The 25,834-nt window shown below is 54.1% G+C and carries 24 protein-coding genes and 5 tRNA genes; 6 read left to right on the plus strand and 23 right to left on the minus strand.

Annotated elements, in window-relative coordinates; translation table 11 throughout:
* The 3 genes from galK to gpmA all read left to right on the plus strand — a co-directional run bounded on the left by galK (position 1) and on the right by gpmA (position 3,204).
* Positions 1–1,149 (plus strand): galactokinase, encoded by a 1,149-nt coding sequence (gene galK / locus AM329_RS10290; RefSeq protein ID WP_032608883.1) that lies wholly within the window; start codon positions 1–3, stop codon positions 1,147–1,149.
* The gene (gene galM, locus AM329_RS10295; RefSeq protein ID WP_022650626.1) at positions 1,143–2,186 is read left to right on the plus strand and encodes a galactose-1-epimerase; all 1,044 of its coding nucleotides are present in this window, start codon (positions 1,143–1,145) and stop codon (positions 2,184–2,186) included. Before galK ends, galM begins: the two co-directional genes overlap by 7 nt.
* A 265-nt stretch (positions 2,187–2,451) precedes the next feature.
* Complete coding sequence (gene gpmA, locus AM329_RS10300) at positions 2,452–3,204, plus strand: 2,3-diphosphoglycerate-dependent phosphoglycerate mutase (protein ID WP_003858562.1); 753 nt, start codon at positions 2,452–2,454, stop codon at positions 3,202–3,204.
* Positions 3,205–3,265: 61 nt separating this feature from the next.
* Here the strand turns inward: gpmA and aroG are convergent, their stop codons facing one another.
* On the minus strand, positions 3,266–4,318 hold the full coding sequence (aroG, locus tag AM329_RS10305; protein ID WP_003858564.1) for a 3-deoxy-7-phosphoheptulonate synthase AroG: 1,053 nt from the start codon (positions 4,316–4,318) through the stop codon (positions 3,266–3,268).
* Between the two features lie 304 nt (positions 4,319–4,622).
* Between aroG and AM329_RS10310 the strand changes: the two genes are divergently transcribed.
* The gene (locus AM329_RS10310) at positions 4,623–4,982 is read left to right on the plus strand and encodes a protein YbgS (RefSeq protein ID WP_003858566.1); all 360 of its coding nucleotides are present in this window, start codon (positions 4,623–4,625) and stop codon (positions 4,980–4,982) included.
* Between the two features lie 99 nt (positions 4,983–5,081).
* Positions 5,082–6,020 (plus strand): CDF family zinc transporter ZitB, encoded by a 939-nt coding sequence (gene zitB, locus AM329_RS10315; protein WP_032608882.1) that lies wholly within the window; start codon positions 5,082–5,084, stop codon positions 6,018–6,020.
* Here the strand turns inward: zitB and pnuC are convergent.
* From pnuC to mngA, 20 genes are all read right to left on the minus strand, one after another.
* Positions 6,017–6,736: a nicotinamide riboside transporter PnuC gene (gene pnuC, locus AM329_RS10320; RefSeq protein ID WP_023315654.1), complete on the minus strand. Its 720-nt coding sequence runs from the start codon at positions 6,734–6,736 to the stop codon at positions 6,017–6,019. The two genes, zitB and pnuC, sit on opposite strands and share 4 nt — an antisense overlap.
* Positions 6,737–6,758: 22 nt before the next feature.
* Complete coding sequence (gene nadA / locus AM329_RS10325; protein ID WP_003858573.1) at positions 6,759–7,802, minus strand: quinolinate synthase NadA; 1,044 nt, start codon at positions 7,800–7,802, stop codon at positions 6,759–6,761.
* A gap of 231 nt (positions 7,803–8,033) precedes the next feature.
* A tRNA-Lys gene (locus AM329_RS10330) sits at positions 8,034–8,109 on the minus strand.
* 31 nt (positions 8,110–8,140) lie between these two features.
* A tRNA-Lys gene (locus AM329_RS10335) sits at positions 8,141–8,216 on the minus strand.
* A gap of 41 nt (positions 8,217–8,257) precedes the next feature.
* A tRNA-Lys gene (locus AM329_RS10340) sits at positions 8,258–8,333 on the minus strand.
* Positions 8,334–8,336: 3 nt separating this feature from the next.
* Positions 8,337–8,412 (minus strand) — tRNA-Val (locus AM329_RS10345).
* A 27-nt stretch (positions 8,413–8,439) separates the two neighbouring features.
* Positions 8,440–8,515: transfer RNA gene (locus AM329_RS10350), tRNA-Lys, on the minus strand.
* Positions 8,516–8,676: 161 nt separating this feature from the next.
* On the minus strand, positions 8,677–9,465 hold the full coding sequence (gene cpoB, locus AM329_RS10355; RefSeq protein ID WP_003858574.1) for a cell division protein CpoB: 789 nt from the start codon (positions 9,463–9,465) through the stop codon (positions 8,677–8,679).
* A 9-nt stretch (positions 9,466–9,474) separates the two neighbouring features.
* On the minus strand, positions 9,475–9,996 hold the full coding sequence (pal, locus tag AM329_RS10360) for a peptidoglycan-associated lipoprotein Pal (RefSeq protein ID WP_003858578.1): 522 nt from the start codon (positions 9,994–9,996) through the stop codon (positions 9,475–9,477).
* A gap of 34 nt (positions 9,997–10,030) precedes the next feature.
* Positions 10,031–11,323, minus strand: a complete 1,293-nt coding sequence (gene tolB / locus AM329_RS10365; RefSeq protein ID WP_017384962.1) for a Tol-Pal system beta propeller repeat protein TolB — start codon at positions 11,321–11,323, stop codon at positions 10,031–10,033.
* A gap of 100 nt (positions 11,324–11,423) precedes the next feature.
* Positions 11,424–12,671 (minus strand): cell envelope integrity protein TolA, encoded by a 1,248-nt coding sequence (tolA, locus tag AM329_RS10370; RefSeq protein WP_023315652.1) that lies wholly within the window; start codon positions 12,669–12,671, stop codon positions 11,424–11,426.
* A gap of 28 nt (positions 12,672–12,699) precedes the next feature.
* Entirely contained in the window at positions 12,700–13,128 is a 429-nt protein-coding gene (gene tolR, locus AM329_RS10375) for a colicin uptake protein TolR (protein ID WP_003858589.1), read from the minus strand.
* Between the two features lie 3 nt (positions 13,129–13,131).
* Positions 13,132–13,824 (minus strand): Tol-Pal system protein TolQ, encoded by a 693-nt coding sequence (tolQ, locus tag AM329_RS10380; RefSeq protein ID WP_003858590.1) that lies wholly within the window; start codon positions 13,822–13,824, stop codon positions 13,132–13,134.
* Positions 13,821–14,225: a tol-pal system-associated acyl-CoA thioesterase gene (gene ybgC / locus AM329_RS10385; protein ID WP_003858593.1), complete on the minus strand. Its 405-nt coding sequence runs from the start codon at positions 14,223–14,225 to the stop codon at positions 13,821–13,823. The genes tolQ and ybgC overlap by 4 nt, the downstream gene beginning before the upstream one ends.
* Positions 14,226–14,373: 148 nt before the next feature.
* A complete protein-coding gene (gene ybgE / locus AM329_RS10390; RefSeq protein WP_003858596.1) occupies positions 14,374–14,664 on the minus strand; it encodes a cyd operon protein YbgE in 291 nt (96 codons plus the stop codon).
* A complete protein-coding gene (gene cydX / locus AM329_RS10395) occupies positions 14,664–14,777 on the minus strand; it encodes a cytochrome bd-I oxidase subunit CydX (RefSeq protein WP_003858598.1) in 114 nt (37 codons plus the stop codon). The genes ybgE and cydX overlap by 1 nt, the downstream gene beginning before the upstream one ends.
* A 14-nt stretch (positions 14,778–14,791) precedes the next feature.
* The gene (gene cydB / locus AM329_RS10400; protein ID WP_003858599.1) at positions 14,792–15,931 is read right to left on the minus strand and encodes a cytochrome d ubiquinol oxidase subunit II; all 1,140 of its coding nucleotides are present in this window, start codon (positions 15,929–15,931) and stop codon (positions 14,792–14,794) included.
* 15 nt (positions 15,932–15,946) lie between these two features.
* Positions 15,947–17,515 (minus strand): cytochrome ubiquinol oxidase subunit I, encoded by a 1,569-nt coding sequence (cydA, locus tag AM329_RS10405; protein WP_003858601.1) that lies wholly within the window; start codon positions 17,513–17,515, stop codon positions 15,947–15,949.
* A gap of 679 nt (positions 17,516–18,194) precedes the next feature.
* Positions 18,195–20,831 (minus strand): mannosylglycerate hydrolase, encoded by a 2,637-nt coding sequence (gene mngB / locus AM329_RS10410; protein WP_032608881.1) that lies wholly within the window; start codon positions 20,829–20,831, stop codon positions 18,195–18,197.
* Between the two features lie 23 nt (positions 20,832–20,854).
* Positions 20,855–22,771 carry a PTS 2-O-a-mannosyl-D-glycerate transporter subunit IIABC gene (mngA, locus tag AM329_RS10415; protein ID WP_032608880.1) on the minus strand — a complete coding sequence of 639 codons (1,917 nt, stop codon included), beginning with the start codon at positions 22,769–22,771 and terminating at the stop codon, positions 20,855–20,857.
* 171 nt (positions 22,772–22,942) lie between these two features.
* On the opposite strand from mngA, the gene AM329_RS10420 reads away from it, so the two are divergent.
* On the plus strand, positions 22,943–23,659 hold the full coding sequence (locus AM329_RS10420) for a GntR family transcriptional regulator (RefSeq protein ID WP_032608879.1): 717 nt from the start codon (positions 22,943–22,945) through the stop codon (positions 23,657–23,659).
* An 86-nt stretch (positions 23,660–23,745) separates the two neighbouring features.
* On the opposite strand, the gene sucD is transcribed toward AM329_RS10420, so the two are convergent.
* Both sucD and sucC read right to left on the minus strand, forming a co-directional pair.
* Complete coding sequence (gene sucD / locus AM329_RS10425; RefSeq protein ID WP_003858609.1) at positions 23,746–24,615, minus strand: succinate--CoA ligase subunit alpha; 870 nt, start codon at positions 24,613–24,615, stop codon at positions 23,746–23,748.
* Positions 24,615–25,781, minus strand: a complete 1,167-nt coding sequence (gene sucC / locus AM329_RS10430) for an ADP-forming succinate--CoA ligase subunit beta (RefSeq protein WP_039264666.1) — start codon at positions 25,779–25,781, stop codon at positions 24,615–24,617. Before sucC ends, sucD begins: the two co-directional genes overlap by 1 nt.
* Positions 25,782–25,834: the final 53 nt, after the last annotated feature.

Genomic DNA, 25,834 nt, shown 5'->3' on the forward strand with positions numbered 1-25,834 from the left:
ATGAGTCTGAAAGATAAAACACAATCCCTGTTTGCTGAAAAATTTGGCTACCCTGCCACCCATGTTATCCAGGCGCCAGGCCGCGTTAATCTGATCGGCGAGCACACCGACTATAACGACGGTTTTGTCCTGCCGTGTGCCATCGACTACCAGACGGTGATCAGCTGTGCGAAACGCGACGATCGTCATGTGCGAGTAATCGCCGCGGATTACGGCAACGAAATTGACGAATTTTCCCTCGATGCGCCGATCGTGACCCACGACAGCCAGCAGTGGTCGAACTATGTTCGCGGCGTGGTGAAGCACCTGCAAAAGCGTAACAAGAATTTCGGCGGGGCCGATCTGGTGATCAGCGGCAACGTGCCGCAGGGGGCGGGATTAAGCTCTTCCGCATCTCTGGAAGTGGCGGTCGGCACCGTGTTCCAGCAGCTTTATCATCTGCCGCTGGACGGGGCGCAGATCGCCCTGAACGGTCAGGAAGCGGAAAACCAGTTCGTGGGCTGCAACTGCGGCATTATGGATCAGCTGATTTCCGCGCTGGGCAAGAAAGAACACGCTTTGCTGATTGACTGTCGCTCCCTCGGGACCAAAGCGGTTCCGCTGCCTAAAGGTGCGGCTGTGGTGATCATCAACAGCAACTTCAAACGCACCCTGGTGGGCAGCGAGTACAACACCCGTCGCGAACAGTGCGAAACCGGCGCGCGCTTCTTCCTGCAGCCAGCCCTGCGTGATGTCTCACTTGATGAATTTAACAAGGTCGCCCACGAGCTGGACCCGGTTGTCACGAAGCGCGTGCGCCATATACTGACCGAAAATGCCCGTACCGTAGAAGCCGCCTCCGCGCTGGCGAAAGGTGACCTGAAACGGATGGGCGAGCTGATGGCCGAATCGCATGCCTCCATGCGTGACGATTTCGAAATCACCGTGCCGCAAATCGACACCCTGGTTGAAATTGTGAAAGCCACGATTGGCGACAAAGGCGGCGTGCGTATGACCGGCGGCGGATTTGGCGGGTGCGTCGTCGCCCTCGTGCCGGAAGAGCTGGTCCCTGCCGTCCAGGACGCCGTGGCTAAGCAGTACGAAGCCAAAACGGGCATCAAAGAAACTTTCTACGTCTGTAAAGCATCACAAGGAGCCGGACAGTGCTAAACGAAATACCTACACTCGCACCGGATGGTCTGCCGTATCGCCTGTTAACCCTGCGCAACAGCGCCGGGATGGTGGTTACGCTGATGGACTGGGGCGCAACGTTACTTTCTGCCCGCGTACCGATGCCTGACGGCAGCGTGCGCGAAACCCTGCTCGGCTGCGCATCGCCGGAGCAGTATATCGAGCAGACCGCTTTTCTGGGCGCATCCATAGGCCGCTACGCTAACCGCATCGCCAGAAGCCGGTTTACGCTGGACGGCGTAACGTATTCCCTGCTTGCCAGCCAGGGCGAAAATCAGCTGCACGGCGGCCCGGAAGGGTTTGATAAACGTCGCTGGAAGATTGTGCAGCAAAATGACGCTGAGGTCTGGTTCTCTCTGGACTCCCTCGATGGAGACCAGGGCTTCCCGGGCAATCTCACCGCAACGGCGCGCTTCACCCTGACCGAAGATAATCGCATCGCCATTGAGTACCGCGCGACCGTCGATAAGCCGTGCCCGGTCAACCTGACTAACCACGCCTATTTCAACCTTGACGGTAATCAGACCGATGTCCGCAGCCACAAACTCCAGATCCTGTCGGACGAGTATCTGCCGGTCGATGAGATGGGTATCCCTTATCAGGGGCTGAAACCGGTAAGCGGTAATAGCTTTGATTTTCGTCAGCCGAAAACCATCGCCCAGGATTTCCTGAGTGATGACGATCAGCGCAAGGTGAAAGGCTACGACCATGCTTTCCTGTTGCAGGCGAAAGGCGATCTTTCTCAACCTGCCGCACAGGTCTGGTCTGCTGATGAGAAGTTACAGATGACGGTCTACACCACCGCCCCCGCCCTACAGTTCTATTCCGGTAACTATCTGGAGGGTACCACGGCGCGCGAACATGACGCCTACGGCGCCTGGCAAGGCCTGGCGCTGGAGAGCGAGTTCCTGCCAGACAGTCCTAACCATCCTGAATGGCCGCAGCCGGACTGCGTGCTACGTCCGGGTGAAGAGTACGTAAGCGTCACCGAGTATCATTTCATTCCGCGCGCTTAATGTCCGGCGGCGCACGGGCCTACAAATGTAGGCCTGATAAGCGAAGCGCCATCCGGCAAAAAAGCCTGGCCCTCACCGCAAGGGCTTTTTTATCTCCGCCTTGCTGAAAATAGCGGCGATCGCAGACAAAATCATAACCCTGGATTCACATGCATCTTACACTCTCGAACTATTTTCGCTATGGTTAGGGTTAAGCGTTGCTGCTGGCACAGTCACGGCAATATAATGAGAATTGTTATCATTCAAAATGCTTGAGGAGTAAGAAATGGCTAATACTAAGCTTGTCCTGGTGCGCCACGGCGAAAGCCAGTGGAACAACGAAAACCGCTTCACCGGTTGGTATGACGTTGATCTGTCCGAGAAAGGCGTGAGCGAAGCAAAAGCGGCAGGTAAACTGCTGAAAGAAGAAGGCTTCACCTTTGACTTTGCTTACACCTCTGTGCTGAAACGTGCCATCCATACCCTGTGGAACATTCTGGACGAGCTGGATCAGGCCTGGCTGCCGGTTGAGAAATCCTGGAAACTGAACGAGCGTCACTACGGTGCGCTGCAAGGTCTGAACAAAGCGGAAACCGCAGAAAAATACGGTGACGAGCAGGTTAAGCAGTGGCGTCGTGGTTTTGCGGTTACGCCTCCAGAGCTGAGCAAAGATGACGAGCGCTACCCGGGCCACGATCCGCGTTACGCGAAGCTGACTGAGGCTGAACTGCCGCAGACCGAAAGCCTGGCGCTGACCATCGACCGCGTTGTGCCTTACTGGAACGAAACCATTCTGCCACGCCTGAAAAGCGGCGAGCGCGTCATTATCGCTGCTCACGGTAACTCCCTGCGTGCGCTGGTGAAATACCTGGACAACATGGGTGAAGATGAAATCCTCGAGCTGAACATCCCTACCGGCGTGCCGCTGGTGTACGAGTTCGACGAAAACTTCAAGCCAGTTAAACATTACTACCTGGGTAACGCCGACGAAATCGCTGCAAAAGCGGCAGCCGTGGCGAACCAGGGTAAAGCGAAGTAATATTTGCCGGACATAAAAAAAGCGTGGAGAAATCCACGCTTTTTTATTACCCGCGACATACTTAGCCGCGACGCGCTTTAACCGCATCCGCCAGCTGACGAAGGATCGCATCGGTATCGTCCCAGCCAATGCAGGCATCCGTCACGCTCTTACCGTAGACCAGCGGCTCGCTGCCCTCCAGGTTCTGGTTGCCTTCAACCAGATGGCTCTCAATCATCACCCCAATCACTGCGCGTTCACCGCTGGCGATTTGCTGACACACATCTGCGCCGACTTCCATCTGCTTTTTGAACTGTTTGCTGGAGTTGGCATGGCTGAAATCGATCATCACCTGCGGTGCCAGACCTGCTTTCTCCAGCCCTGCTTTTACCTCCGCTACGTGTTTAGCGCTATAGTTAGGCTCTTTACCGCCGCGCAGTATGATATGGCAATCGCCATTACCGCTGGTATTCACGATAGCCGAGTGGCCCCACTTGGTCACCGACAGGAAGCAGTGCGGCGCGCCCGCCGCATTAATGGCGTCAATGGCGACCTTGATGGTGCCATCAGTGCCATTTTTGAAACCCACCGGGCATGACAGGCCAGACGCCAGCTCGCGGTGAACCTGAGATTCAGTCGTACGCGCACCAATAGCGCCCCAGCTCATCAGGTCAGCCAGATACTGCGGGGTGATCATATCGAGGAATTCTCCGGCAGCAGGCAGCCCGCTGTCGTTGATCTCCAGCAGCAGCTTACGCGCAATGCGCAGGCCGTCGTTAATCTGGAAACTGTTGTCCATATGCGGATCGTTGATTAACCCTTTCCAGCCCACGGTGGTACGCGGTTTTTCGAAATAAACGCGCATCACGATTTCCAGTTCGCCTTTCAGCTCTTCACGCAGGGCGAGCAGACGCGACGCATACTCTTTGGCCGCAGCAGGATCGTGAATGGAGCATGGCCCGATCACTACCAGAAGACGATCGTCGCTACCTTTCAGGATCTTGTGGATCGCCTTGCGGGCATGAGACACCGTGTTGGCGGCATTTTCGGTGGCGGGGAATTTTTCAAGGAGCGCTACGGGAGGTAATAACTCATTGATCTCTTTAATGCGTAAATCGTCGTTCTGATAATTCATCTTCTTTCCGGCTCTGCCATATCTTTAGTAATGAAAGCAATCCTTTCAATCTAACTTGTCGGCCACGAAGTGTAAACGGGCTTTTACACTTCGCGCAGATAATTCCTAGAATTCGCCTAAAATACGCAACAAAATAGCGAAAAATGAGATCTGGCCTAAGCTTTTTACTTGTAACGACTGTTTTTAAATATTTATACGCGATTCCATCCTGACATAATTCAGGAGTCCGGAATCTTTCGCCACTGAACAAGATGCACTGTTGGAGAATGTTATCCAGCGTAACGATAAGAACAGGAGCACCATGATGAAAATGACGAAACTGACTACGCTTTTCCTGACGGCAACCCTTACCCTGGCAAGCGGTAGCGTACTGGCTGCTGATGCAGGCTCATCCGGCAGCAACGGCGACGCGAATGCCGCTGCCGAAGCAGGCCAGGTTGCGCCGGATGCAAAACAGAATATCGCGCCAAACAATGTTGATAACAGTAATATCAACACGGGCAATACCAATACTGGCGGGACGAACACAGGCACGATGAACCATGAGGGTATGACTACCGACGAGGTGCATAAAAACTCAGTCTGTAAAGACGGGAAATGCCCGGACCCGAATGACAAAGTGGGCAGCGATGCCAATACCAAAACGGACGGTACTACCCAGTAACCTTCCATAAGGTAAAACAGGGAGAGCGAATGCTCTCCTTTTTTATTTAAGCTCTTAAAAACGCTACACTAAAAATAATAATAAATCAGGAACGATACCATGGCGCACTCCCACTCCCATTCCCACTCCACTGGCGATGAAAATGCCAAACGGCTTTTGCTGGCTTTTGGCGTCACTGCCACCTTTATGATTATTGAGGTCACAGGCGGACTAATATCCGGATCGCTGGCGCTGCTGGCCGATGCAGGACACATGCTTACCGATGCCGCGGCGCTGCTCTTCGCGCTGCTGGCCGTGCAGTTTGCCCGTCGACCTCCCAATGCCCGCCACACCTTTGGCTGGCTCAGGCTGACCACGCTTGCCGCCTTTGTGAATGCGATTGCCTTAGTGGTGATTACCATACTCATCGTCTGGGAGGCTTTTCAGCGCTTTCGGCATCCTCAACCGGTAGCTGGCACAACGATGATGATGATTGCCATTGCCGGCCTGGTTGCCAATATTCTGGCGTTCTGGATATTACATCGCGGCAGCAGCGAAAAAAATCTGAACGTGCGGGCCGCAGCGCTGCACGTGCTCGGTGATTTGCTGGGTTCTGTTGGTGCGATTGTGGCCGCGCTGATCATTATGGGTACGGGCTGGACCCCCATCGACCCGATTCTTTCCGTGCTGGTATCGTGCCTGGTATTGCGCAGCGCCTGGCGGCTGTTAAAAGAGAGCGTCAATGAGCTGCTGGAAGGCGCGCCCACATCACTGGATATTGGCGAACTGAAGCGCAACCTGAGTCGCTCCATTCCTGAGGTTCGTAACGTCCATCACGTTCACGTCTGGCTGGTGGGTGAGAAACCTCTTATGACGCTGCACGTTCAGGTTGTTCCACCCCACGATCACGACGCGCTGCTTGAACGTATTCAGCATTTCCTCGAGCATCACTATGAGATTGCGCACTCCACTATCCAGATGGAGTACCAGCCTTGCAGCGGGCCAGACTGCCACCTTAACGAGGCGCAGTCCGGCCACTCACACGCACATCATCATTAACGGGAAAGCGCGCGAGAGCCACGCTCACGCGCGCTGTTAATCCACATGCGGCTGCCGTTGAGAGCAATGAAGGTCAGGAGCATATACTCCAGCGACATGGCATAAACGCCCTGAAGGGCAAAAATCACCACGCTAATCACGTTAATCACCACCCACAACAGCCAGTTCTCAACGTATTTACGGGTCATCAGGATCATTGCGGCAATCGACAGCACCATCATGCAGGAATCCCAGAACGGGAAGGCATCCGGCTGAAGCTCAGGCATCGTCACGTTCAATCCCAGTCCCGACATCACCGAGACCGCCACGCGCGTCAGGAAGGCAAATACCGGATCAATAAAGACGGTCATAAAGCCGATAGCCACCACGCAGGCCGCGAACCAGGCGATGGCTTTAGGCAACGGCAGCCAGCGGATTTGCAACTCCGCCTCCTGCTGGCTGTTTTGCCGAGACCAGGCGTACCAGCCATAGATATTGGCCGCGAAGAAGAACAGCTGTAGAAGCAGGCTGGCGTAGAGCTGGATCTGGAAGAAGATGATCGCAAACAGCGTGACGTTTATCAGCCCGAACGCATAGTTGCTGATCTTCTCAAGGCTGGCCAGCCAGATACAGAGTAAACCGGCCAGCGTACCCACCGCTTCAATCCACGACAGGTCATAGCCGCCCGCACCAATCGGGATATGAACCAGGATGTTCTGTGTGCTAAAAAAATCCATTTTTTCTCCGGGGCGTAATAAGTTAAGTACGTAGTGTAGCCGCAAAATCCAGCATACGGTTAAGTGGAATTAACGCGCCTTCACGCAGAGCGGCATCCACGTGGATCTCATGCGCTGCGCCACCGTTCTCAAGCGCCTCCGAAATCGCTTTGAGCCCATTCATCGCCATCCACGGGCAATGCGCGCAGCTTCGGCAGCTCGCCCCTTCTCCGGCGGTTGGCGCTTCAAGCAGCTCTTTTTCCGGCACGGCCTGTTGCATTTTGTAGAAGATACCGCGATCGGTCGCCACGATGAGCTGCTTGTGTGGCAGCGTTTTTGCCGCGTTAATTAACTGGCTGGTTGAGCCGACGGCGTCCGCCATGTCGACGATCGACTGCGGAGATTCCGGGTGCACCAGTATCGCGGCCTGCGGGTATAAGCCTTTCATCCGGGTCAGCGCCTGGGTCTTGAACTCATCGTGGACGATACAGGCCCCCTGCCAGCACAGCACATCCGCACCGGTCTGTTTTTGTACGTAGTTTCCCAGGTGACGATCGGGCGCCCAGATGATTTTCTCCCCCAGGCTGTCCAGATGTTCAATCAGCTCAACGGCGATACTGGACGTCACTACCCAGTCCGCCCGGGCTTTCACCGCCGCAGACGTGTTGGCATAGACCACCACGGTACGGTCAGGGTGGGCATCACAGAAGGCGGTGAACTCATCAATCGGGCAACCGAGGTCAAGGGAGCATTCGGCATTCAGCGTCGGCATCAGTATGGTTTTTTCCGGGCTGAGAATTTTTGCCGTTTCGCCCATGAAGCGCACACCTGCAACCAGCAGCGTGGAGGCAGGATGTTTAGCGCCGAAACGCGCCATCTCCAGCGAGTCTGAGATACAGCCGCCCGTCTCCTCTGCCAGCTGCTGAATTTCCGGGTCAGTGTAGTAATGCGCCACCATCACCGCATCACGCTCTTTAAGAAGGCGCTTAATTTTCTCACGATAGAACTGCTTCTCATCCCGGCTTAGCGGCGCTGGCTTCGGCGGGAAGGGATAGATTGCGGTTTCGGGATCAAACATCACACTCATTATGGCTTCTCGTTTTACTGGCTTAACAATATTGCCTTTGTTTTGCGGTAGATAGCAAAAATGACGGCAATGGTGTTTTATATACTAAACAAGATAGCGAATATTATGTGGAATGTCATCGGGAATTGGTGCCGGCAGCATTTGTCGGGTGGCGGCTTCGCCTTACCCGACCTACAAAGCACTGGGGAACGACAGATAGCAAAAAGGCGCCTTTAGAGCGCCTTTTTACATTGGTGGGTCGTGCAGGATTCGAACCTGCGACCAATTGATTAAAAGTCAACTGCTCTACCAACTGAGCTAACGACCCCTTACGGGATGTACTTCAAATCTATTCAGGCTGGTGGGTCGTGCAGGATTCGAACCTGCGACCAATTGATTAAAAGTCAACTGCTCTACCAACTGAGCTAACGACCCATTCGGGTGTTGCCTGAATTATCACTCGGAACCAATAAAATTGGTGGGTCGTGCAGGATTCGAACCTGCGACCAATTGATTAAAAGTCAACTGCTCTACCAACTGAGCTAACGACCCGAGTGGTGGGTGATGACGGGCTCGAACCGCCGACCCCCTCCGTGTAAAGGAGATGCTCTACCAACTGAGCTAATCACCCACTCTGTACTGCCGGAACTGCTTTAAGTGGTGGGTCGTGCAGGATTCGAACCTGCGACCAATTGATTAAAAGTCAACTGCTCTACCAACTGAGCTAACGACCCACTTTTGCGCTGCTTTCACGTTGTTTGATATCCCGTGGCAACGGCGGCATATATTACTGATTTAAGAATTCTGCGCAACAAAAATTTCGATGAAGATCACTTAACTGCTTAGGAATCATGCTGCACGACCAGAAATAACGCGATTTCTGGTCATGCGATAATCAACCCATCGAACTCAAACGTTTTTGTGCCTGTTTGGCGCCGTCTGTACCCGGGAATTTCGCAACCACCTGCTGATAAACCGCTTTGGCTTTTGCAGTGTCGCCTTTGTCCTGCATGATCACGCCGACTTTATACATCGCATCAGGCGCTTTCGGTGATTTCGGGTAATTTTTCACCACAGAGGCAAAATAAAACGCCGCATCATCCTTTTTACCCTTGTTGTAATTCAACTGACCCAGCCAGTAGTTCGCATTTGGCTGGTAAGTGGAATCAGGGTACTTCTTAACGAAGTTCTGAAACGCAACGATAGCATCGTCCTGGCGCGATTTGTCCTGCACCAGGGCAATGGCCGCGTTGTAGTCCGTATTCGCGTCACCGCTCTGTACAGGCGCACCAGACGACGCGGAGGCATCTGCCGCAGGTGCAGGCGTCGCCGCACCGCTTTGATCGCCTGCTGCTGGCTGTGCTGCTGCTCCGCCGCTGTTCAGGCTATCCATCTGCAACAAAATTTGCTTCTGGCGCTCCACAACCTGATTAAGCTGATACTGACTCTCCTGGATCTGACCACGAAGGGAATCAATATCATTCTGGTTATCGGAAAGCTGCTGCTGGAGTTGAGTTAAAAGCTGGCTGTGAGCGTTAGAAATACGCTCGAGTTGAGTGACTCGATCTTCTACCGAGCCTGAGCCGACACTACTGATTGGTGCCTGAGCAAAAGCGGCCCAGGGGGCCGCTATTCCAACCAGTAACGACAGACTCATCAGATGATGTCTGAAGTTACTGCTCATGCAATTCTCTTAGTAAACGAGTACGGCACGACGGTTTTTGGAGTAAGCCGCTTCGTCGTGACCCAGTACTGCTGGTTTTTCTTTACCGTAAGAAACGATGGAGATCTGGTCAGCAGAAACGCCTTTACCCTGGAGGTACATTTTAACAGCGTTTGCACGACGTTCACCCAGGGAGATGTTGTACTCCGGAGTACCACGTTCGTCCGCATGACCTTCTACGGTGACTTTGTAAGACGGGTTGCTACGCAGGAAGTTTGCGTGCGCATCCAGCATTGCAGCGAAGTCAGAACGAATGTCGTATTTATCCAGATCGAAGTAAACGATGTTGTTCTGCTGTAACTGCTGCATCTGAAGACGCGCTTGCTCTTCAGAAGACATATTGCCATTGCCGTTAGCGTCCATACCGGTGCCGGCACCCATCATGCCTTCGCCGCTCTGGTCATTGCTTGCGTTCTTGTTAGAAGAACACGCTGCGATTGCCATAACAGGCAGAGCGATCATCAGCCCCTTCAGCACTTTGTTCAGTTGCATTTCTAAGATTCCTTTAGTAATCAATTAATTATTATTACAGATACGGCGACCAGGCAGGTGATTTTACCTGTCCATCAGTTGCCGGAAGACGCGCTTTGAAACGCCCATCTGTAGAAACCAGATTCAGCACGGATCCCATCCCCTGAGAAGAGCTGTAGATTACCATGGTGCCGTTAGGTGCCAGACTTGGCGTTTCATCCAGGAACGTTGACGACAGTACTTGTACGCCCCCCGTTACCAGATCTTGTTTGGCAATGTGCTGCTGACCACCCGCAGTACTGACCATTACCATTGTTTTACCATCGGCACTGACGTCAGCATCCTGGTTCTGAGAACCTTCCCAGGTAATACGCTGCGCTGCTCCGCCGTTGATATTCACTTTATAAACTTGTGGACGACCTGCCTGGTCAGACGTAAATGCCAGATTCTGGCTGTCCGGGAACCAGGTTGGCTCAGTGTTGTTGCTACGACCATCCGTGACCTGACGGATCTGACCAGAACCAATATCCATCACGTACAGGTTCAGGCTACCGGTTTTAGACAGGGCAAACGCCAGTTTGGTACCATCCGGAGAGAACGCAGGCGCACCGTTGTGACGTGGGAATGACGCAACCTGACGCACAGCACCGTTAGACAGTGTCTGGATAACCAGCGCGGAACGGCCGCTTTCGAAGGTCACGTACGCCAGCTTAGAGCCATCCGGAGACCATGCCGGAGACATCAGCGGCTGTGGTGAACGGTGTACGGTGAACTGGTTGTAACCATCGTAGTCAGAGACGCGCAGCTCATAAGGGAACTGGCCGCCGTTGGTCTGTACTACGTACGCGATACGGGTACGGAACGCACCTTTAATACCGGTCAGCTTCTCAAACACTTCGTCACTCGCCGTGTGGCCTGCATAACGCAGCCACTGCTTGTTCACCTTATACGTGTTTTGAGCCAGAACGGTACCCGGCGCACCGCCAGTATCCACCAGCTGATAAGCGACGTTATAGCCGCCGTCTGGCGCAGGAGTAACCTGTCCGACAACCACGGCATCAATACCCAGTGCAGACCATGCAGCAGGTTGAACTTCCTGAGCTGTACCCGGCTGCTGCGGCAGACGAGAACGATCCAGGGGGTTAAATTTACCGCTGTTACGCAGGTCAGCTGCAACAATGCCGCCAATATCTTCAGGCGCAGCGCCCGGGCCTGCCCACTGGAACGGAACGACACCGATTGGACGCGCTGAGTCGTTCCAGTCGGTAATGTCGATGCTTACTGTGGCATGCACTGCTGACGTCAACAGTACTAAAAAACCAAAAGCTAATCGTAATGCCTGCTTCATCATATCTCCCTTATCCGAACAATAAGTCCTGGATAATTTAGCAGAAGGTTAACAAACTCAAATACACAAAACTATCAGAACCCGATAACAGCAGCTCTGCTTATGGCTTAAAGTTCAGCGAAGCGTCTTTGAACACTTCATAGACAGCCTGTGATGGAGGTTTTGGCAGTTTTGCCTGATTCACTGCCACAAGTGCAGCCTGGCATAACGCTTCATCTCCCCCTTCTGACTCAACGCTCAGCACCATACCATCCGTAGCCAGTTTAATATGCAGTCGGCACGTTTTCCCGGTATAGAGCGATTTATCGTTAAGTCTGCTGGCAATAGCCGCGGCAATCTGATTCTTATAGTCGTTGATCTCAGCGCCAGAAGCACCGTTGTTCTTAGTGTTACCACTTCCTGCCGGTGCTGCGTTACTTCCTTTCGCCCCTCCGCCCGTTTTCGGTGCATTCTTACCGGAGCTCAGGTCGCCCAGCAGATCGTCAACCCCTGCGGCAGCGGCTTTTTCCGCAGCAGCGGCCTTCTTAGCTGCGGCTTTTTCAGCAGCAGCTTTCTTATCAGCAGCGGCTTTCTCAGCTGCCGCTTTTTTATCAGCAGCGGCTTTTTCCGCAGCGGCGGCTTTTTCTGCCGCAGCTTTCTCGGCGGCGGCCGCTTTTTTCGCAGCATCGGCAGCCGCTTTCTTCTCTGCTTCCTGCGCAGCTTTTTTGGCGGCTTCCGCTTCGGCTTTCTTCTGTGCGTCAGCGGCCGCTTTTTTCGCCGCTTCGGCTTCTGCTTTCTTCTTCGCATCAGCAGCGGCTTTCTTCGCAGCTTCGGCTTCTGCTTTCTTCTGCGCATCAGCCGCCGCTTTCTTCGCCGCTTCTGCGGCTAACTTAGCCTGAGCATCTGCCTGCGCCTTCGCGTCTGCCGCGGCTTTGGCTGCCGCCTCTTCCGCCTGCTTCTGCTGTTCCTGAGCTTTCTTCGCTGCGGCTTCAGCCTGTTTCTGCTGCTCCGCCTGCTCTTTAGCGGCTTCCTGCGCCTGCAAACGCTCTTTCTCAAGCTGCTTCAGACGTTCCTGCTCGGCGGCCTGCTTTTCACGCAGCTCTTCCGCCTGCTGTTGCGCCTGTTTTTCACGCTGTTCTTCCGCGCGTTTTGCGCTCGCCTGCTGCTGTTGCTGGCGATTATAGTTCTGCACTACCGCACCGGGATCCACCATGACGGCGTCGATGGACGAGCCCCCATCGCCGCCTGATGCATCAAGGTGCTCATCGAACGAACTCCAGATCAGCGCTGCAAAAAGAAATACGTGCAGCACTGCGGAGACGATTATCGCTCGCTTAAGCTTGTCGTTCTGTTCGGTTGCCTTTGACACTATCGGTTCCCAAAAACTACGCAGATGATCAAATAGGCTGAGTCATTAAGCCAACTGACTTAACGCCCGCGCTATGTAGCAAGTTCAGCGCTTTGATAATTTCATCATATGGTACGTCTTTCGCACCACCGATTAAGAAGACCGTCTTCGGATTTGACTCCAGACGTCGTTGCGCTTCAGCAATAACCTGCTCTGGCGGAAGCTGATCCATACGATCTTTCTCTACCACCACGCTGTACTGCCCTACGCCGGAAACCTCAATGATGACCGGAGGATCGTCATTGGTGCTTACCGCCTGTGATTCTGTCGCATCCGGCAGATCAACTTCCACGCTCTGGGTGATGATGGGCGCTGTCGCCATAAAGATCAGCAGCAGCACCAGCAGCACGTCCAGTAACGGAACGATATTGATTTCGGACTTGAGCTCGCGACGACCTCGTCCACGCGATCTGGCCATGGTTTACCCCTTGTTGCTCTCGGTGCTGGTAAACGCCTGACGATGCAGAATCGCGGTGAACTCTTCCATAAAGTTGTCGTAGTTCAGTTCCAGTTTGTTCACGCGCTGGTTCAGACGGTTGTACGCCATTACCGCCGGAATTGCGGCGAACAGACCGATTGCGGTCGCGATCAGTGCTTCTGCGATACCCGGTGCAACCATCTGCAACGTTGCCTGCTTCACCGCCCCCAGGGCGATAAAGGCGTGCATGATCCCCCACACCGTACCAAACAGGCCGATATACGGGCTGATGGAGCCAACGGTTCCGAGGAAAGGAATATGCGTTTCAAGATTTTCCAGTTCGCGGTTCATGGAGATGCGCATCGCACGCGACGCCCCTTCTACCACGGCTTCCGGCGCATGGCTGTTAGCGCGATGTAAGCGAGCGAACTCTTTGAAACCGCTGTAGAAAATTTGTTCGGAGCCTGAAAGGTTATCACGGCGTCCCTGGCTTTCCTGGTACAGACGAGAAAGCTCAATTCCCGACCAGAACTTATCTTCAAACGCTTCGGCTTCGCGGCCAGCGGCATTAAGGATACGCGTTCTCTGGATGATGATGGCCCAGGATGCGATTGAAAAACCAATCAAAATCAACATGATAAGTTTAACCAGAAGGCTTGCCTTCAGGAACAAATCAAGGATATTCATGTCAGTCACTGCTTAAACTCCGCGACAATAGACTTAGGAAGCGCACGAGGCTTCATTATGGTTGGATCAACACAGACAATCAGGACTTCAGCTGAGTTCAGTACCGTGTTCTCTGCATTGACTATCCGCTGCGTGAAAACCAGTGAAGTTCCGCGCATTGATGTAATTTCTGTTTGAACTTCGAGCATATCGTCGAGTCTGGCAGGCGCAAAATACTCAAGCGTCATCTTGCGTACCACGAAGGCAACTCGCTCAGCCAACAGCACCTGTTGACTAAAGTGATGATGGCGCAGCATCTCTGTGCGTGCCCGTTCATAAAAAGCAACGTAGCTGGCGTGGTAGACCACACCACCGGCATCGGTATCTTCGTAATAGACACGTACCGGCCATCGAAACAGCGTTGTATTCACTTTACATCCCGGTAATACAAGAAAAGTTGGAGCTTTCAAACTTCGCTACTATACGCGCGGGAATGATGGTTTGGAATGGGGGAAAGTAAACGGAGAGTAAATTTTTATGGGCCATGGTAAGCCCATAACGTTAACGGACATTTCTTATTCAGAAGAAGAAGAAAATCAAACCGGCGAGGAGAACCAGATCGGCAATCAGTGGGCAGAAGATGCCCTGCCAGTGTAGCGCTTTCGGACGAAAGCCGACACCGTGAATCACGCCTGCGCACACAGCCCACATAATCAGGAAACCGTGCCAGATTTCAAGCTCGCTGGTTTTCGCCGCGAAGCGCGACGGGTCCCAGAAGATACAGCCTGCCAGCAGTAATGCCATAATGAGGGAAAGCGCCCTCAAGGGGCGCTTATCCATTACCGCATATAAGGTTGCGATAATATTCATTAGTGCTTTTCTTCACCTGCTTTGGTCGCTTCTACATGCTCAAGCGCCAGGGCAGTGATGACACCAAACGCACAGGCAAGAAGCGTCCCTAAAATCCATGCGAAATACCACATATTCAGCTCCTTACTTAGTACATAGAGTGGGTGTTGCTTTCGATATGTTCTTTAGTGATGCGACCGAACATTTTCCAGTAACACCAGGTGGTGTAGAGCAGGATAATCGGTACGAACACGCAAGCAACATAGGTCATTAAGTTCAGCGTCAACTGACTGGACGTTGCATCCCACATGGTCAGGCTGGCATTCATCATGGTGCTGGATGGCATCACGAACGGGAACATCGCAATCCCCGCCGTCAGGATGATGCATGCCAGCGTCAGTGAAGAGAATACGAACGCCAGAGCGCCTTTCTCCAGACGAGACGTCAGCACGGTCAGCAGCGGCAGCAGCACACCCAGAGCCGGGATAGCCCACAACGCAGGAGTATTGTTGAAGTTCACCAGCCATGCACCGGCCTGACGCGCCACTTCTTTGGTCAGCGGGTTAGACGGTGCAGTATGGTTGATCGCGGAGGTCACCACGTAACCATCAATACCGTACACCACCCACACGCCAGCCAGCGCGAAGCAGACCAGCGTCACCAGCGCCGCCACCTGAGCGGTAGCGCGGGAACGCAGGTGCAGTTCACCTACGGTACGCATCTGGAGATAGGTTGCGCCCTGGGTGATGATCATCGCCACGCTCACCACGCCCGCCAGCAGACCAAACGGATTCAGCAACTGGAAGAAGTTACCGGTGTAGAACAGACGCATATATTCGTCGACGTGGAACGGTACGCCCTGCAACAGGTTACCGAACGCCACACCAATGACCAGCGGTGGAACGAAGCTACCGATGAAGATGCCCCAGTCCCACATGTTACGCCAGCGGGTGTCTTCAATCTTGGAACGGTAGTCGAAACCAACCGGACGGAAGAATAAAGAGGCCAGCACCAGAATCATCGCCACATAGAAGCCGGAGAACGCAGCCGCGTAGACCATCGGCCAGGCAGCGAACAGCGCGCCGCCTGCGGTGATCAGCCACACCTGGTTACCGTCCCAGTGCGGGGCGATGGAGTTGATCATGATTCGACGCTCGGTGTCATTACGACCGAGGAAACGGGTGAGCATGCCCACGCCCATGTCGAAACCATCGGTGACCGCGAAACCAATCAGCAGAACACCGATCAGCAGCCACCAGATAAAACGCAATACTTCATAATCGATCATTTGATGACTCCTGTCTTAGCGTGCCGGCTGAGTAGTCGCAACAGACTGCTCGTAGTGATAGCGACCGGTTTTCAGGCTGCTTGGGCCAAGGCGCGCGAACTTGAACATCAGGAACAGTTCAGCCACCAGGAACAGGGTGTACAGACCGCAAATGAGCAGCATGGAGAAGATCAGGTCGCCTGCGGTCAGGGAGGAGTTCGCTACCGCTGTTGGCAGCACCTCACCGATCGCCCACGGCTGACGGCCATATTCCGCAACAAACCAGCCGGACTCGATAGCAATCCATGGCAGTGGGATACCGTAAAGCGCGGTGCGCAGCAGCCATTTTTTCTCACCGATACGGTTACGAATGACTGACCAGAACGAGGCCGCGATGATCAGCAGCATGATAATGCCGCAACCCACCATGATGCGAAACGCGAAGTACAGCGGCGCAACGCGTGGAATAGAGTCTTTGGTTGCCATCTGAATCTGCGCTTCCGTCGCGTCAGAGACGTTCGGGGTATAGCGTTTCAGCAGCAGACCGTAACCGAGGTCTTTCTTCACGTCGTTAAATTGATCGCGAACGGCCTGGTCGGTAGAGCCGGCGCGCAGCTGTTCCAGCAGCGAGTAAGCTTTCATCCCGTTACGGATACGCTCTTCATGCTGCACCATCAGATCTTTCAGGCCAGTCACCTGTTTGTCGACGGAGCGCGTGGCGATAATACCCAGAGCGTAAGGAATTTGAATGGCGAAGCGGTTTTCCTGCGCTTCCTGGTCAGGCACGCCGAACAGGGTAAACGCTGCCGGTGCCGGCTGGGTTTCCCATTCAGCTTCAATTGCGGCGAGTTTGGTTTTCTGCACGTCGCCCATTTCGTAACCGGATTCATCACCCAGAACAATAACGGACAGAATCGCGGCCATACCGAAGCTTGCTGCAATAGCAAAAGAACGCTTGGCGAACGCGAAGTCACGGCCGCGCAGCATATAGTAGGAGCTGATGCCCAGCACGAACATCGCGCCGCACACATAGCCAGACGCCACGGTGTGAACGAATTTAACCTGGGCAACCGGGTTCAGGACCAGCTCAGCGAAGCTGACCATCTCCATACGCATGGTTTCGAAGTTGAAATCAGATGCGATTGGGTTTTGCATCCAGCCGTTCGCCACCAGGATCCACAGTGCGGACAAGTTGGAGCCTAATGCCACCAGCCAGGTTACCGCCATATGCTGGACTTTACCCAGACGGTCCCAACCGAAGAAGAACAGACCTACAAAGGTGGATTCGAGGAAGAAGGCCATCAGACCTTCAATGGCCAGCGGCGCACCGAAAATATCCCCCACATAGTGGGAATAGTAAGACCAGTTTGTCCCGAACTGGAACTCCATGGTCAGACCGGTTGCCACGCCCAGCGCAAAGTTGATACCAAACAACTTGCCCCAGAACTTGGTCATATCTTTATAAATCTGTTTGCCGGAGAGGACGTAAACCGTTTCCATGATGGCCAGCAGGAACGCCATACCGAGCGTCAGCGGCACAAACAGGAAGTGGTACATCGCGGTCAAGGCAAACTGTAAGCGCGACAGTTCGACTACGTCTAACATTATGACTCCTTGCTCATCGCATGAAGACTCCGAGAGTGAACCCCGTTAGATAAGGATCCACACGCATGCCCCAATACAAAGTTATCTGCTTCCCTTCTTCGTTGCTTATTCTCTACATGAGGAAAAAGCAATGATGAAAGGTTACAAATACGTTAAGAAAAAACCAAATTGATCCCGTAAATATAATACGCTGCAAAACCCTTACAATAAACAGGTTTTTATTCGAACAGATTTACGTTTTTCGACGGCGATCAATTTATAGCAAAATTACCACTTTTCGGCCATTTTGATCGGGAACAATTTAACGCCTTTTAGAGCCTTTTTCCAAGGATTAAACATTGATTTAAATCAAAAACAGCCAGAGCTGTTAATGATGTTTCTTTGTAGTGCGGATAGTAAAAACCTTGTTAATGATATGTACATTTAAAGGCGTTGATGGTTATAAAAGCCAGAAGATAATATAAACAGTTGTGATTTTTATTAACGCGCGTGAAAAAACGCATTTTGCCGGAAGATAAACATATAATGTTATCTGCTTCACAGTATTTTTCTTTCGCTTTGCTACCTGCTGAAACGATTACATTTTATTCACTTTTAATAATCTTAAAATTAACACCCTTTCGTGACTATTTGATGAAATAAAGGCCGCAGGAATGCGGCCTTTATTTTATTTTGAGGCTTACCTTTCAATTTTTATGCTGAAGGTACGTGACTGGCCTGGCCGGAAAGACCCCGTAATGGCTGAGCCCTCTTCCCCTTGCGCCTTGTACACCTCATTCATGTTCGTTTCGCAGCAGGCCTGGATCTCACGGTTCACAGACAAAGCCACGTCACAGGAGCGGGTCTCCGAAGGGTTGTACAGACGAAGAATCATCTCGTCACGATCCTCCGCTTTTTTCAGCGCACTGAGTACGCATCCGTTAGGCGCCAGCGTTAGCAGACTATAGCTACAGGGGGTGGTGAAAGAGGCGCGGTTAAGCTTAATCGCATCCCACGGAATTTTGTTATAACAGTGCACTGGCGTTAACCACGACTTCGCCTGCTGCGCAACACCAGCACTGACGGGCGTACCATTAAAACTGAACAGGCTAAAGCGACAGGTTAACTGGCCCCGCATCTGCGAATCAGGCACCGGCATTTTGATCCCGGACGGTCTGCCGGGGCGCAGCAGTAAATCTTCCTTCCCAAGTACCCCCACGCCGCGAAGCAACGTCAGGGCAAACGTTTTTTGACGCTCGCCAGTCACTTCAAATTCGCGTAACCCTTCGGTAAACAGCGCCATCCCGTTACGCCGTTCCTGGAGCACCGCGTAGTTAAGCAGATTCCACACCGGCAGCGGCGCTTCCTTCCAGCCCTCCTCCTGCCAGTTCGCCATCGCTTCATCCTGTACAGGTCGCGTCAGCGAACCGAACTGGGTATCAGCTAACACCGTGTCTGCGGTGAAGGGCGTCGGGATCAACACCCGAACACGGTGGTCATCCGCGTGATTTCCGAGACGCGCCTCAATGTCGATACGTCGGCTGTTATGGCTGAGCGTGACCGTGAGCTCTGCCTCAAGCGTTCCCGTCTGCTGACGCGCAGAACGTTCAGCGAGATCCGCCGGCACCGCCATGCGATGGCGGATCACCGCCCTGCTCTGCCAGACCTCGTGGATCACGTCAACCTCATGCTCGCCCTGCGCGGAAGTGAGTCTCCACTCTTCCCGTGAAGGCGAGTAGTCGTACTCATCGCCATCATCCGAGCTCTCTTCTATTTCCAGCGCACGGTCATAGATAAGCCCGGACGCTTTATCGAGCAGACGCAGGGTGCCGTCGTCGTTTAACGTTATTTCCCAGAAAGCATTTTCCAGTAATGCCTCCGACGTTGTTTCTGGCGCCAGCAGCTTGCCAGCCACGTGCGGCTCGATATAGAGCGTGCGGTAACCCATTGATGGCAGGATCTGGTTGAGCTGGATATCAAACTCCATAAAGGGATCGTAGTTGCCGTAATGCACAATCTGCCGGTCTATTAAGCCGGGGTCGATTTCACGCGCGCTGCGCAGGCAGTAAGGGATTTCATTCCCCCTATCGTCCAGCAGGCGGAACTGGCTGGCGCGCAGGCGTATCGTAGTGTTAATCACTTCCTCACGCGGCCAGGGCGTGAGGTTAAACATCACCAGTTTGTCTTCCTCGCACTGCGGCATGTTGTCGACAATCTTGCGCATATAGAAGCATGTCAGGTTATCGGCCATGTCTTCCGCCAGCTCGAAGCGTGACATCACCTCACGATGCACTTTGTCACTACAGCAGCAGCCGATACTGTCATGGGCGTGATTCTTGAGGATCTCTTTCCACATTTTTTCCAGCAAGCCGTGGTGATACTCAAAGCCCAGCGTCCAGGCAACCGTGGCCAGCGGCTCAAGGACATTGACGATTTTATGCTCTATCCGGGCGTGGGCGATTTTGATGTCCATTCGCGTGGAGCCTATTGTCCGGTGCACCCGCATATATTTACCGTCAATAAACTCCCCTTTCAGCGTCGCCAGTTCATCGCGGTGCTCGTCAATGTGGTCAAACACCTCCTCGAAGCGGCTCATCACAAACTGACGCTGCGGATAGATTTCGCGCAGCTTATCCATCACCGCAAAGATGTTCTGCTGGAGCGGCATCTGATCATGGCCGTTAGGCAGCAAAATTTCTTTCGTCACGGAGGCTTTTTCCAGCACCTCGAAGTACGTGTCGAGCCGTTTGCGCAGCCCGGCCTCATCCTCCGGTAAGTACTTACCAATCGCGTAGCCCAGCGGTAGCACCTGTGCCGTCACTTCACTGCCGTCCTGACTTTGCCAGAGAAATTCGGTTTTATCGGTACCATGCCGCTCGGAACACCCGCGCCAGAACATGGTGCGCGTGATGCCAAAACCGTTGTAAATGTGTGGCAGCTGGGAAGACATGCCGAAGGAGTCCGGCAGATAGCCAATTTTCATCGGCTCGCCAAAGGCCAGACAGTCGCGAATGCCGTACATCAGATTTCGGACAATCGACTCGCCGGAGACAAGGGTGGTGTCCGTCTGGGTATACCACGGCCCGATAATCAGCTTCCCGGCCGCCACCAGCGCCTTCACGCGTGGCCTGTTTTCCGGTTTCACGGCAAAATAATCTTCCAGCACCGCCGTCTGGCCGTCGAGAACGTAGTATTTATACTCTGCGTCCTGCTCAAGACGGGTAAGGATCTCTTCCATATTATTGACCAGAAGAATACGTGACGCTTCGGTGGTGAAGTACCACTCCCGGTCCCAATGCATATGTGGCGTGATATGAACGCGAGATACAGCTTTCATCTTCGTTTCCTGTCAGTGCGTGTTTAGGATGTTATGTCTTCAGTCACGTAGGTGCCGCTCTTCACGGCCTGGCGTCGCCAGAGGAGTAAAATGAGCGTAGAGATTGCGGCGCCAATCAGCGCGGCGCCAAACCAGCCGGCAGCGGCCATCACGCCACCCAGCCCGGCATCATGCAGTAAGAAGAGAGAGAAAATGCCCGCGCCCGGGGTGGATAGCCCAATCCCCATCGCCCCGACAATCGCTCCGGTCGCCATTGACCCCAGAACAAATGAGCCGATGACCCGCAACGGATCCTCGATAGCCATCGGAATTGCTCCTTCGGTGATGCCCGCCAGCCCCAGCAGCCAGGTGGACTTGCCGGTTTCAATTTCGAACTGTTTGAACAGGTTCGGAGCCAGCATCGTTGATGCCGTCACGGTAAAGGCCGATACCATTTTGACGGAGGCAAAAATCGCATAAGGCCCGTATACGCCATTGGCCATCGCCCCCAGACAGAACGCGTAAGAGGCTTTGTTGACCGGACCGCCCAGATCGAACGAGCACATAAAGCCCAGGATCGCCCCCAGCAGCAGCGCGTTCGCGCCGGACAGACCGTTAAGCCAGGCGGTGAGGGCGTTATTGATCCAGGCCACCGGTTCGCCGATCACAAACAGCATCAGGCTGCCTGCGCCCAGCACGCCAATCACCGGATAAAGATAAAAGGTCAGAAAGCCGTTGTAGCGGCTACTCAGCCGGATGTGGTTTTTCACCCAGCGCATCAGGTAGCCCGCAATCAGCCCGCCGACGATGGCCCCCAGAAAGCCGGAGCCGATCATATTGGCGGCAAGACCCGCCGCAAAGCCTGGCGTTAGCGCAGGTTTATCCGCCAGCGAGTAAGCGGTGTAGGCCGCCAGAACAGGCACCATCAGAATACCGAGCATCCCGCCGCCCAGTTTGCGGTACATCCACAGCCACGAATTTTCCTGATCGAACAGATGCTGCAAGCCCAGGATTTGCGCCAGCAGTACCGACACGGCCAGCACCGTGCCGCCAGCGACAATCAGCGGCACCGCAAAGGAGATACCGCTGAGCAGCGCCTGCTTGAGTTCGGTTTTAACGCACTTTTTCGCGTCCGTGTCGACGTGCGCAGGACGCGCATCGGATACAGGCTGTAGCGCCAGCGCACGCTCAATGAGCGCTTCCGCATGGCGCAAGGGTTCCGCGACGGGCACGGAAATGGCGGGGATCCCCTGAAAACGCTCGCGCTCTTTAATCGCCACTTCCGCCGCGAAGATACACGCTTTTGCCTCCTGCAACTGCTGCGCGGTGATGCGCCCCTCAATACCGTTTGCCCCCTGCTTTTCGACCACCACATTGACGCCGAGCTTTCGTCCCGCTTTTTCGAGATATTCCGCTGCCATGTAGGTATGGGCGATCCCGGCCGGACAGGCGGTAACGCAGACGATCGTCGGGGCATTCTCCGCAACGGCGGTTTCTTGCGCCTCAGGCGCCGTTTCCAGCGCTGCAAGCACCGCTTCCGCGCTGGTCGCCGTCATCACGCGCGCCCTGAGATCGTCATCCGCCAGGCGAGACGTCAGTTCCGTCAGGACCTGAATATGCGTTGACCCCGCTTGTGCGGGGGGAATGGCGAGCAGAAAAATCAGCTCGACCTCCTCCGGTCCGTCCACGCCTTCCCAGGCCAGCGGCTCGCACAGTGTGGCCACGGCAAAAGCCGCTTCCTTTACCGCCGCTGATTTACCATGAGGTACGGCCAGCCCCTCGCCCAGCGCCGTCGGGCCAAGCGATTCCCGATGGAAAACGTCTGCCAGAAACGTATCGGCGTCGGCTATTTTGCCCAACGCTACCAGCCGCGTCGCAAGCTGGCGGATTGCCTCATCAAGGCTGGTAAACTGCGCCTGCTCGCAGACAGCACGGGGGTCGGTCAGAGTCGTCAGGTTCATAAAGATCCTCACCTATCCAAAGTTTTTGTCTGGGGAGAATTGTGGCAGAGCCAATAAGACATTTATGTGATCATTTTCACTAACACCGAAATTTGTATCTTATTTGTATTATTTACAAATCCGCCGCTGAAGGCATAATTCCCTGAAAACGTATTAAAAAGGCGCGACACAATGGGCAATAAACCGATGTACCGGCAGATCGCCGATGCGTTCCGCGAGAAAATTAATGCCGGTGAGTTAAAACCTGGCGACGCGCTGCCGACAGAATCCAGCCTTCAGGAGGCGTTTAGCGTCAGCCGTGTCACCGTGCGGCAGGCGTTGAAGCTGCTCGCCGACGAGCAGATCATTGAAAGCATTCAGGGCAGCGGCTCGTATGTAAAAGAGGAGCGGGTGAATTACGATATTTACCAGCTCACCGGCTTTTACGAAAAGCTGGCGGATCGCAACGTCGATACGCACAGCGACGTCAGCGTCTTCGAAGTGGTGAAAGCCGATGAGCGGCTCGCGGCAAAACTGGCGCTCAATCCAAATGATAAGGTCTGGCACGTCAAGCGCGTACGCTTCATCAGGGAAAAGCCGGTGAATCTGGAAGAGACATGGATGCCGCTGGCGATGTTCCCCGACCTCACCTGGGAAGTGATGGAACAGTCGAAATACCATTACATTGAGCAGATCAAAAAGATGGTTATCGATCGCAGCGAGCAGGAGCTGGTGCCAGTCATGCCATCGGACGAGGCGATTGCCGCCCTGGCGCTCGATCCGGCAAAACCGATTCTGGAAAAAGTCTCCCGTGGCTTTCTGAAAGACGGCCGGATATTTGAATACAGTCGCAACGTGTTTAACTCCGACGACTATAAATTCACTATGGTGGCTAAACGCAGACAATAAAAAAAGGCCGCTTTACAGCGGCCAACCATGTCGAAACGGACATTTTTTTATACTTCAACGCGCCCCATACGGGGAGCAGAGAGGACTTACTTAATGATGGATTTCAGTGCTTCACCGATATCCGCCAGGCTGCGAACGGTTTTCACGCCTGCGGCTTCCAGTGCTGCGAATTTCTCATCAGCCGTACCTTTACCGCCTGCGATAATCGCGCCCGCGTGACCCATACGTTTGCCTTTCGGCGCGGTCACACCCGCGATGTAACCCACCACCGGCTTGGTCACATGATCTTTGATGTAAGCAGCCGCTTCTTCTTCCGCGCTACCACCGATCTCACCGATCATCACGATCGCTTCGGTCTGTGGATCTTCCTGGAACAGCTTCAGGATGTCGATGAAGTTAGAGCCCGGGATCGGGTCACCGCCGATGCCCACGCAGGTGGACTGGCCGAAACCGTAGTCGGTGGTCTGCTTAACCGCTTCATAGGTCAGGGTACCGGAACGGGACACAATGCCCACTTTGCCTGGGCGATGAATGTGGCCCGGCATGATGCCGATTTTGCATTCGCCCGGGGTGATAACGCCTGGGCAGTTCGGGCCGATCATGCGCACGCCTGCTTCGTCCAGCTTCACCTTCACGGTCAGCATATCCAGCGTCGGGATACCTTCGGTGATGGTGATGATCAGCTTAATGCCTGCGTCGATCGCTTCCAGAATAGAGTCTTTGCAGAACGGCGCCGGAACGTAGATCACGGTCGCGGTCGCGCCCGTCGCTTCTACCGCTTCACGCACGGTGTTGAACACCGGCAGGCCCAGATGCGTGGTGCCGCCTTTACCTGGCGTTACGCCGCCTACCATCTGCGTACCGTAGGCAATTGCCTGTTCGGAGTGGAAAGTCCCCTGGCTACCGGTGAAGCCCTGGCAGATAACCTTGGTATCTTTATTAATTAAAACGGACATTATTTCCCCTCCACTGCGGCAACAACCTGCTGAGCTGCATCCGTCAGACTTTTCGCTGCAATAATATTCAGGCCGCTGTCAGCCAGTTTTTTCGCGCCGAGTTCAGCGTTGTTCCCTTCCAGACGTACAACAACCGGAACGTTAACGCCCACTTCTTCTACCGCGCCGATGATACCGTCGGCGATCAGGTCGCAACGTACGATACCGCCGAAGATGTTCACCAGAACCGCTTTCACGTTGCTGTCAGAGAGAATGATTTTGAACGCTTCGGTTACGCGCTCTTTGGTTGCGCCACCGCCCACGTCGAGGAAGTTCGCTGGCTCACCGCCGTGCAGCTTAACGATGTCCATGGTGCCCATTGCCAGACCCGCACCGTTAACCATGCAGCCGATGTTACCATCCAGCGCCACGTAGTTCAGTTCCCACTGTGCAGCCTGCGCTTCACGCGGATCTTCCTGAGACTGGTCGCGCATTTCGCGCAGATCGGACTGGCGGAACAGCGCGTTGCCGTCAGCGCCCAGCTTGCCGTCGAGGCAGATCAGGTCGCCCTGGGTGGTGATCACCAGCGGGTTGATCTCGATCAGCGCCAGATCGCGCTCCAGGAAGATGGTCGCCAGACCCATGAAGATCTTGGTGAACTGCTGAACCAGCTTGCCTTCCAGACCTAGTTTGAACGCCAGCTCACGACCCTGGTAAGGCATTGGGCCCGCCAGCGGATCGATAGCCACTTTGTGGATCAGGTGCGGGGTCTCTTCCGCCACTTTTTCGATTTCCACACCGCCTTTGGTAGACGCCATGAACACCACGCGACGGGAGCTACGGTCTACGACTGCGCCGAGGTACAGTTCTTTCGCGATGTCGGTCGCCGCTTCAACCAGGATCTGGTTAACCGGCTGGCCGTTCGCATCTGTCTGGTAGGTTACCAGACGCTTGCCGAGCCAATGTTCAGCAAACGCACGGATCTCTTCTTTGCTCTTAACAACCTTCACACCGCCCGCTTTACCACGGCCACCAGCGTGAACCTGACATTTAACTACCCACGGGCCGGCACCGATTTTAGACGCGGCTTCTTCTGCTTCACGCGGGGTAGTACAGGCATAACCCACCGGAGCCGGTAAGCCATACCGGGCAAACAGCTGTTTGGCCTGATATTCATGTAAGTTCATGTGTTCTATCCATCCTTCAGGTAATCGTTAGGTAGTGCTTTTGTAAGCCCGGC

The sequence above is a fragment of the Enterobacter cloacae complex sp. AR_0002 genome (assembly GCF_001922365.1).
GTDB lineage: Bacteria > Pseudomonadota > Gammaproteobacteria > Enterobacterales > Enterobacteriaceae > Enterobacter > Enterobacter hormaechei_C.